Below are 9,180 nucleotides of genomic sequence, written 5' to 3'. Positions count from 1 at the left end.
CAACCCGATCGCCATGGAAGAAGGTCTGCGCTTTGCAATCCGTGAAGGCGGCCGTACCGTCGGCGCCGGCGTCGTCGCTAAAATCATCGAGTAATACATGATGCAGCGCTGCAAAGTGGGGAGTCGCCAGCATTGTAGCGTTGCGCAATTGTATAAATGTTTTCACGTAGGGGTATAGCTCAACTGGCAGAGCGTCGGTCTCCAAAACCGAAGGTTGGGGGTTCGATTCCCTCTGCCCCTGCCACCGATTCAGTCGGTGCAGTGGTCGTTAACTGCACTATGGCGTCGAAAGTAACAACGTATGTCTAACCAGCCCGTCGAAACAGTCACCACATCGAGCGACAAGATCAAGGTCGCCCTGGCGATTTTTGCTGTTGTCGCGGGTATTGTCGGCTTTTATGTCTTGTCGGGTCAGCCGACTATCGTTCGTGCCGCCGCCCTTGTGGGCGGCTTGGTCGCGGCGATCGCGCTGGCATGGACTTCCACTTCAGGTCGCGAGTTCATCGGCTTTTCAAAAGAAGCTGTACGCGAAACCAAGAAAGTGGTTTGGCCAACACGGAAGGAAGCGCTGCAGATTACCGGAATTGTCTTTGCTTTTGTGCTGGTAATGGCAATTTTCCTTTGGGGGACGGACAAGCTGTTGGAATTCGTTCTCTATGACTTGATTTTGGGCTGGAAATAACCATGAGCGAGAACATGCAAGATAGCCCGCAAGGCACCTCGGCAGTCACTCACTCTGGCGGAAGCAAGCGCTGGTACGTGGTTCATGCCTATTCAGGTATGGAAAAAAGTGTTCAGCGTGCATTGATGGAGCGTATTGATCGCGCCGGCATGCAGGACAAGTTCGGTCAAATATTGGTGCCGACCGAAGAAGTCATCGAAGTCAAGAATGGCCAGAAGTCCGTTACAGAGCGTCGTTTCTTTCCTGGCTATGTGCTGGTCGAGATGGAAATGACGGACGAGACTTGGCATTTGGTAAAAAACACTAGCAAAGTCACTGGGTTCATCGGTGGCAAATCCAATAAGCCGACGCCAATTCCGCCGCACGAAGTCGACAAAATTATGCAGCAAATGCAAGAAGGTGTGGAAAAGCCGCGCCCGAAAGTGCTGTACGAAGTCGGGGAGTTGGTGCGGATCAAAGATGGTCCATTCACAGACTTCAACGGCAATGTTGAAGAAGTCAATTACGAAAAGTCACGGGTGCGTGTGTCCGTTACGATCTTCGGTCGCGCTACACCGGTTGAATTGGAATTCGGACAGGTCGAGAAGGTTTGACAGGCACTGCGGAAAACTGAAGTCAATAAGCGCAGTCGCACTCTTTTTACCCAGAACAAACAATATCCACCAAGCGCCGGTTAGAGCGCCGCAGGCACATCGTCCGCTAAATCTAATCAATGCAGCAAGAGGAGCCGAAGTAGCCAGCATGGCGAACAGGCGCTAATACTCATCTAACAGGAGCCATCATGGCAAAGAAAATTATCGGTTTTATCAAGCTGCAAGTGCCGGCTGGTAAAGCCAATCCGTCGCCTCCTATCGGTCCTGCGCTGGGTCAGCGCGGTCTGAACATCATGGAGTTCTGCAAAGCGTTCAATGCGCAAACCCAAGGTGTCGAGCCAGGTCTGCCGATCCCGGTTGTGATCACCGCTTTCGCCGACAAGTCTTTCACTTTCGTGATGAAGACACCGCCGGCTACGATCCTGATCAAGAAGGCAGCTGGTATTCAAAAGGGTTCTCCGAAGCCGCATACGGACAAAGTAGGCAAGATCACTCGGAAGCAGGCTGAAGAAATCGCAACGACGAAGATGCCGGATCTCACGGCAGCTGATATGGATGCCGCAGTGAGAACGATCGCAGGTTCTGCACGTTCCATGGGCATCACGGTGGAGGGTCTGTAATGGCTAAGTTATCCAAGCGCGCAAAGGCGCTGAAAGCGAAAGTCGATCGTACGAAGGTGTACGCGTTCGACAATGCAATCGCCCTCATTAAAGAGTGCGCAACTGCAAAATTCAACGAGTCGATCGACGTTGCAGTGCAGTTGGGGGTCGATGCGAAGAAATCGGACCAAGTGGTCCGCGGTTCTGTTGTTCTGCCTTCCGGCACAGGCAAGACGGTGCGCGTCGCCGTGTTCGCTTCCGGCGACAAGGCCGAAGCTGCAAGAGCAGCGGGCGCTGACATCGTCGGTATGGAAGATCTGGCTGAGCGTATTAAAGCAGGCGACATGCCTTTCGATATCGTAATCGCATCGCCGGATACCATGCGTATCGTTGGTACCCTTGGCCAGATTCTTGGTCCGCGCGGCATGATGCCGAACCCGAAGGTCGGCACCGTGACTCCGGACGTTGCGACTGCTGTCAAGAATGCTAAGGCAGGTCAGGTTCAATACCGTACCGACAAGGCAGGCATCATTCACGCAACTATTGGCCGTAAATCCTTCAGCGACAATGAACTTAAGTCCAATCTGTTGGCCTTGATCGAGGCGTTGAACAAAGCGAAACCAGCTACCAGCAAGGGCGTGTATCTGCGTAAGGTTGCAATTTCGTCGACCATGGGTGCCGGCGTACGCGTCGATCACGCTTCGCTGAGCGCTTGATATTTTGAATAAAGTCCTCACGCATGGAAATTGCGCGAGGCGAATCTTTGGGCCGGACTGCCTTTTGCCTTATCGAAGGCGGTCCGGATTGTCAAAGACCGTTGGGCGGCGTGTATGCAGAAAATGCACAAAGTTAAACTTCGATGAGAAATCATTAAACCCAACGCAGATGGTGAACCCGAACAAGTTTCGTAGTCTCAACGCTGCGCAATTCAAATGCATTGCCAGTAATGAACTCCTGAACTTCGGACGCCGTGTTCGAACCGATGTCCGGCATTTGCCAGGCATCATTTTTGGAGGTTGATCTTGAGTCTCAATCTGAATGACAAAAAGGCCGTCGTTGCTGAAGTCTCTGCAAAGGTAGCAAACGCACAGACGATCGTCGTGGCCGAATACCGTGGCATCCAGGTTGGTCACTTGACGCAACTGCGCGCCAAAGCGCGTTCCCAAGGCGTGTACATGCGCGTGTTGAAGAACACACTCGCACGTCGTGCTGTAGAGGGTACGCAATTTGCTGGCCTCGCCTCCGAAATGACCGGCCCGTTGATCTATTCGATCTCTGAGGACGCCGTTGCTGCTGCCAAAGTCGTTCACGACTTTGCCAAAGGCAATGACAAACTGGTCATCAAGGCAGGGAACTATGCAGGTAAGTCGCTTGATAAAGCAGGCGTTACTGCATTGGCCAGCATTCCGAGCCGTGAAGTCCTCATCTCCCAGTTGCTGGGTGTGATGCAGGCGCCGGTTTCCGGCTTTGCCCGTGCGTTGGCTGCACTCGCAGCGAAGAAGGAAGCCGAGGGCGCTTAATCAAAAAGTGCGCCTTTAGTCCTTCTGCGTCAGTACCGATTAGATGTAATTACCGAATCAATTTAGGAGTTTCAAATGGCAATTAGCAAAGACGATATCCTTGAAGCAGTAGGTCAAATGTCCGTAATGGACTTGAATGACCTGGTGAAGGCTTTTGAAGAGAAATTTGGCGTGTCCGCCGCTGCAATGGCAGTAGCTGGTCCTGCTGGCGCGGGTGGTGGCGGTGCAGCGGCTGTTGAAGAGCAGACCGAGTTCACCGTTATCCTGTCCGAAATCGGCGCGAACAAAGTGGGCGTCATTAAGGCAGTCCGCGAAATCACTGGTCTGGGCCTGAAAGAAGCCAAAGACCTGGTTGATGGTGCACCGAAGCCAGTCAAGGAAGGCATCGCCAAGGCAGATGCAGAAGCTGCAAAGAAGAAGTTGGAAGAAGCTGGCGCGAAAGCCGAACTCAAGTAATTTCGGCTTTGCGATTGGATTGCGGAACAGGACTTGGTGTAACGATATCCTGTTCCCGGCTGATTAGTAAGGCGCCGGAGTCAAAGCGCGGAATCCTCTCCAGAAGAGCGGATTCGGCTTTGGCTCCTTTGTCGTTTTCACATTTTGTTGCGTCGAATTCGAGTCCGCTCGTTGTCTTTGAGTGCAAGCAACAAAATTAGTTTAGTAAAGCTCAGTTTAGTTGGGCTCTAGGACCGAGACTTGAGGTTTCGCAGGCAGCCGATCACGGCGGTGCCGAGCAAAACCTGAATTCTCCATCCTTCCCTGTCACTCACGGAGTGTCCATGCACTACTCATTTACTGAGAAGAAGCGTATTCGCAAGTCATTCGCGAAGCGCGCCAACGTTCACAATGTTCCGTTTCTCCTGGCCACCCAGCTTGAGTCCTATTTAGGTTTCTTGCAGGCGGACAAACCGGCCTCGCAACGCAAGAATGAAGGTCTGCAATCCGCCTTCACCTCGATTTTCCCAATCGTATCGCACAATGGATTTGCTCGGCTAGAGTTTCTGTCTTACGTGTTGGGTGATCCACCGTTCGACGTGAAAGAGTGTCAGCAGCGCGGGCTGACTTTCGCTTCCCCCCTGAGGGCCAAGGTGCGTCTGGTCATTCTGGACAAGGAATCACCAACGAAGCCGGTCGTCAAGGAAATGAAAGAGCAGGAAGTCTACATGGGTGAATTGCCCTTGATGACGACCACCGGTTCTTTTGTCATCAACGGTACCGAGCGCGTAATCGTATCGCAGCTGCATCGTTCGCCGGGCGTGTTTTTCGAACACGACCGTGGCAAGACACATTCTTCCGGCAAGCTGTTGTTCTCCGCCCGAATCATTCCATACCGCGGCTCGTGGCTTGACTTCGAATTCGACCCGAAGGACATCCTGTTCTTCCGCGTCGACCGTCGTCGCAAAATGCCTGTAACAATCCTGCTCAAAGCAATCGGCATGACGCCGGAGCAAATCCTTGCCAACTTCTTCGTATTCGATAACTTTACGCTGCGTTCCGAAGGCGCGGAGATGGAGTTCGTCTCCGAGCGCCTGCGCGGTGCGGTTGCCGGCTTTGACATCAGCGACAAGTCCGGCAAGGTCATCGTGTCGAAAGACAAGCGCATCAACGCGAAGCATGTGCGTGAGATTGAGGCCGCGGGTATCAAGCATATTTCGGTACCGGAAGATTACCTCCTCGGCCGCATCCTGGCGAAAAACATCATCGACACCGACACCGGCGAAGTGATCGCCAGCGCCAACGACGAGCTCACCGATGAGTTGCTCGGCCGCCTGCGCGAGGCAGGTGTGACGGATATCCAGACGCTGTACACCAACGATCTCGATCAAGGTGGTTATATTTCGCAAACACTGCGTATGGACGACACCGCCGACCAGATGGCTGCACGTGTGGCCATCTATCGCATGATGCGTCCTGGCGAGCCGCCGACAGAAGATTCCGTCGAAGCCTTGTTCAACGGACTGTTCTACAGCGAAGAGCGTTACGACTTGTCGGCCGTCGGCCGCATGAAGTTCAACCGCCGTATCGGTCGTGATGAGTTGACCGGCGCGATGACCCTGTCGAACGAAGATATTCTCGCCGTCATCAAAATCCTGGTTGAATTGCGCAATGGTCGCGGTGAGGTCGATGACATTGATCACCTCGGTAACCGCCGCGTCCGCTGCGTCGGCGAACTGGCAGAGAACCAGTTCCGCGCTGGCCTCGTGCGTGTCGAACGCGCCGTAAAAGAGCGCCTCGGCCAAGCCGAAGCGGACAACCTGATGCCGCACGATCTGATCAACTCGAAGCCGATCTCCGCGGCCATCCGCGAATTCTTCGGTTCGTCGCAGTTGTCGCAGTTCATGGACCAGACCAATCCGCTGTCGGAAATCACCCACAAGCGTCGTGTCTCCGCGCTCGGACCGGGCGGTCTGACCCGCGAACGTGCCGGCTTCGAAGTTCGAGACGTGCATCCGACCCACTATGGCCGCGTATGCCCGATCGAAACTCCGGAAGGCCCGAACATCGGCCTGATCAACTCGCTCGCACTGTACGCCCGCCTGAACGAATACGGCTTCCTCGAAACGCCGTACCGCAAGGTCGAAGGCAGCAAGATCACCAACCAGATCGACTACCTGTCCGCAATCGAAGAGGGGCGTTACATCATCGCCCAGGCGAACGCGACTGTTGCGAAGGACGGTACATTGTCCGACGAACTGGTGTCGGCACGCCAGGCTGGCGAAACCATCCTGGTCTCGCCGGAGCGTGTGCAGTACATGGACGTCGCGCCAGGCCAGGTTGTATCGGTTGCTGCGTCGCTGATTCCGTTCCTCGAGCATGACGACGCGAACCGTGCGTTGATGGGTGCCAACATGCAGCGCCAGGCTGTTCCCTGCCTGCGGCCGGAAAAAGCGTATGTCGGTACCGGCATCGAGCGGACAGTTGCCGTCGACTCCGGCACGACCGTGCAGGCGTTGCGTGGCGGTGTGGTGGACTACATCGATGCAGGCCGTGTGGTTATTCGTGTCAATGACGATGAAGCCGCGGCGGGTGAAGTCGGCGTCGATATCTACAATCTGATCAAGTACACGCGTTCGAACCAGAACACGAACATCAACCAGCGTCCGATCGTGAAGGTCGGTGATCGCGTTGCCAAGCATGACGTCATCGCCGATGGCGCTTCGACCGATCTGGGCGAGCTGGCCCTCGGCCAGAACATGCTGGTCGCCTTCATGCCATGGAACGGCTACAACTTCGAAGATTCGATCCTGATTTCCGAAAAGGTTGTTGCGGATGATCGCTATACCTCGATCCATATCGAAGAGCTGTCAGTCGTTGCGCGCGACACCAAGCTGGGTGCGGAAGAGATTACCCGCGATATTTCCAACCTTGCGGAAAACCAGCTTGCCCGTCTCGACGAATCCGGCATCGTCTACATCGGCGCCGAAGTCGAAGCAGGCGATACGCTTGTCGGTAAGGTAACGCCGAAGGGCGAAACCCAGCTGACGCCTGAAGAGAAGCTGCTGCGCGCCATCTTCGGTGAAAAAGCATCCGATGTAAAAGATACATCGCTTCGCGTTCCGTCGGGCATGGTCGGTACTGTTATCGACGTGCAGGTGTTCACCCGTGAAGGCATCCCACGCGATAAACGCGCACAGCAGATCATCGACGATGAACTGAAACGTTATCGCCTCGATTTGAACGACCAGCTGCGTATTGTGGAAGGCGATGCATTCCAGCGTCTTGAAAAAATGCTGATCGGTAAAGTCGTCAACGGTGGTCCAAAGAAACTGGCCAAGGGCGCAGCCGTCACCAAGGAATACCTGGCCGATCTGGATCGGTACCACTGGTTTGACATTCGTCCTGCAGATGATGATGTGGCCGGCGCTCTGGAAGCGATCAAGGAATCGATCGCCGAGAAGCGCCACCAGTTCGACCTGGCGTTCGAAGAAAAGCGCAAGAAGCTGACCCAAGGCGACGAACTGCCACCAGGCGTGCAGAAAATGGTCAAGGTCTACCTCGCGGTCAAGCGTCGCCTCCAGCCTGGCGACAAGATGGCGGGTCGTCACGGCAACAAGGGTGTAGTTTCCCGCATCGTGCCGGTTGAAGACATGCCGTACATGGCTGACGGTACACCGGCCGATATCGTGCTGAACCCGCTGGGCGTGCCATCGCGTATGAACGTCGGCCAGGTTCTCGAAGTGCACCTTGGCTGGGCCTCCAAAGGCTTGGGCCTGCGAATCGGCGAGATGCTGCAGCAACAGGCGAAGGCGGCTGAACTGCGCAATTTCCTGACCACGATCTACAACGAGTCGGGCAAGAGCGAAGATCTGGACAGCTTCTCCGACGAGGAAATCCTGCAACTGGCGGACAACCTGAAGCATGGTGTGCCGTTCGCGACGCCGGTGTTCGACGGCGCGCATGAGGATGAAATCCGTCGCATGCTTGATCTGGCCTATCCGGATCCGATTGCCAAGCGCCTCGGCATGACGCCGTCCAAGAATCAGGTCACGATGTACGATGGCCGCACCGGAGAAGCGTTCGAGCGTCCGGTAACAGTCGGTTATATGCACGTGTTGAAGTTGCACCACCTGGTAGACGACAAGATGCATGCGCGTTCAACCGGACCTTACTCGCTCGTTACCCAGCAGCCGCTGGGCGGCAAGGCGCAGTTCGGCGGTCAGCGTTTCGGCGAGATGGAAGTGTGGGCGCTGGAAGCCTATGGCGCATCGTATGTGCTGCAGGAAATGCTCACCGTCAAGTCGGACGACGTTACCGGGCGGACCAAGGTGTACGAAAACCTGGTCAAGGGCGATCACGTCATCGACGCGGGCATGCCGGAATCCTTCAATGTGTTGGTGAAGGAAATCCGCTCGCTCGGTATCGACATCGATCTGGAACGCGACTAAGCAAGCCGACAACGCAGGCGGCGCGAGTACCCGCCGCCTGCGCAGCAGTACAAGCACAAGATATTTTTATTCACGCCACCCTGGAGTGATACATGAAAGCACTGCTCGATCTATTCAAGCAAGTTCAGCAAAACGAACAATTTGACGCGATCAAAATCGGCCTCGCGTCGCCGGAAAAAATCCGTTCCTGGTCCTACGGCGAAGTGAAGAAGCCGGAAACCATCAACTACCGTACTTTCAAGCCGGAGCGCGACGGCCTGTTCTGCGCCAAGATCTTCGGCCCGATCAAGGACTATGAATGCCTTTGCGGCAAGTACAAGCGCCTGAAGCATCGCGGCGTAATCTGCGAAAAGTGCGGCGTCGAAGTGACCCTGGCCAAGGTGCGCCGCGAGCGCATGGGCCATATCGAACTGGCATCGCCGACCGCGCACATCTGGTTCCTGAAGTCGCTGCCGTCACGCCTGGGCATGGTGCTCGACATGACATTGCGCGATATCGAACGCGTGTTGTATTTCGAAGCCTATGTGGTGACCGACCCTGGCATGACTCCGCTGAAAAAGTGCCAGATCATGTCGGAAGACGACTACGCCGCGAAGTATGAAGAATACGGCGACGACTTCACCGCATTCATGGGAGCCGAAGGCATCCGCGAACTGCTGCGCTCGATCGATATCGACCGTGACGTCGAGATGCTGCGCCAGGAATTGAAGGACTCGAAGTCCGAGGCCAAGATCAAGAAGTATGCAAAGCGCCTGAAGGTGCTTGAGGCATTCCAGCGTTCGGGCATCAAGCCGGACTGGATGATCATGGAAGTGCTGCCGGTGCTGCCGCCGGAATTGCGTCCACTAGTTCCGCTGGACGGCGGCCGCTTCGCGACATCGGACCTGAACGACCTGTATC

At 55.3% G+C, this 9,180-nt stretch carries 7 protein-coding genes, 1 tRNA gene and 2 pseudogenes; all 10 read left to right on the top strand.

Translation table 11 applies throughout. The features are described 5' to 3' along the window. Positions 1-94 (top strand): annotated as a pseudogene (locus VGU61_RS14590) (elongation factor Tu); the annotation flags it as partial. A gap of 74 nt (positions 95-168) precedes the next feature. Next, positions 169-244: transfer RNA gene (locus tag VGU61_RS14585), tRNA-Trp, on the top strand. Positions 245-301: 57 nt separating this feature from the next. Next, positions 302-682, top strand: a complete 381-nt coding sequence (gene secE, locus VGU61_RS14580; protein ID WP_326859884.1) for a preprotein translocase subunit SecE — start codon at positions 302-304, stop codon at positions 680-682. Between the two features lie 2 nt (positions 683-684). Continuing rightward, entirely contained in the window at positions 685-1,275 is a 591-nt protein-coding gene (gene nusG / locus VGU61_RS14575; protein WP_414691640.1) for a transcription termination/antitermination protein NusG, read from the top strand. A 188-nt stretch (positions 1,276-1,463) separates the two neighbouring features. Continuing rightward, positions 1,464-1,895, top strand: coding sequence for a 50S ribosomal protein L11 (gene rplK, locus VGU61_RS14570; RefSeq protein ID WP_326859883.1), 432 nt, complete (start codon positions 1,464-1,466; stop codon positions 1,893-1,895). Then, on the top strand, positions 1,895-2,590 hold the full coding sequence (gene rplA, locus VGU61_RS14565) for a 50S ribosomal protein L1 (protein WP_326859882.1): 696 nt from the start codon (positions 1,895-1,897) through the stop codon (positions 2,588-2,590). The genes rplK and rplA overlap by 1 nt, the downstream gene beginning before the upstream one ends. Before the next feature lie 306 nt (positions 2,591-2,896). Continuing rightward, positions 2,897-3,394, top strand: a complete 498-nt coding sequence (rplJ, locus tag VGU61_RS14560; protein WP_326859881.1) for a 50S ribosomal protein L10 — start codon at positions 2,897-2,899, stop codon at positions 3,392-3,394. Between the two features lie 75 nt (positions 3,395-3,469). Next, positions 3,470-3,850: a 50S ribosomal protein L7/L12 gene (rplL, locus tag VGU61_RS14555; RefSeq protein ID WP_326859880.1), complete on the top strand. Its 381-nt coding sequence runs from the start codon at positions 3,470-3,472 to the stop codon at positions 3,848-3,850. Between the two features lie 323 nt (positions 3,851-4,173). Further along, positions 4,174-8,280, top strand: a complete 4,107-nt coding sequence (gene rpoB, locus VGU61_RS14550; RefSeq protein ID WP_326859878.1) for a DNA-directed RNA polymerase subunit beta — start codon at positions 4,174-4,176, stop codon at positions 8,278-8,280. Between the two features lie 92 nt (positions 8,281-8,372). After that, positions 8,373-9,180 (top strand): annotated as a pseudogene (locus VGU61_RS14545) (DNA-directed RNA polymerase subunit beta'); the annotation flags it as partial.

Origin of the sequence: Noviherbaspirillum sp. (genome assembly GCF_035944575.1) — a bacterium.
Lineage (GTDB): Bacteria > Pseudomonadota > Gammaproteobacteria > Burkholderiales > Burkholderiaceae_D > Noviherbaspirillum.
This window is presented reverse-complemented; position numbering and strand designations above follow the sequence as displayed.

Excerpts from the sequence above, each read along its gene's own strand:
- secE (WP_326859884.1), top strand. The coding sequence starts at position 302 with ATGTCTAACCAGCCCGTCGAAACAGTCACCACATCGAGCGACAAGATC.
- nusG (WP_414691640.1), top strand. The coding sequence starts at position 685 with ATGAGCGAGAACATGCAAGATAGCCCGCAAGGCACCTCGGCAGTCACT.
- rplK (WP_326859883.1), top strand. The coding sequence starts at position 1,464 with ATGGCAAAGAAAATTATCGGTTTTATCAAGCTGCAAGTGCCGGCTGGT.
- rplA (WP_326859882.1), top strand. The coding sequence starts at position 1,895 with ATGGCTAAGTTATCCAAGCGCGCAAAGGCGCTGAAAGCGAAAGTCGAT.
- rplL (WP_326859880.1), top strand. The coding sequence starts at position 3,470 with ATGGCAATTAGCAAAGACGATATCCTTGAAGCAGTAGGTCAAATGTCC.
- rpoB (WP_326859878.1), top strand. The coding sequence starts at position 4,174 with ATGCACTACTCATTTACTGAGAAGAAGCGTATTCGCAAGTCATTCGCG.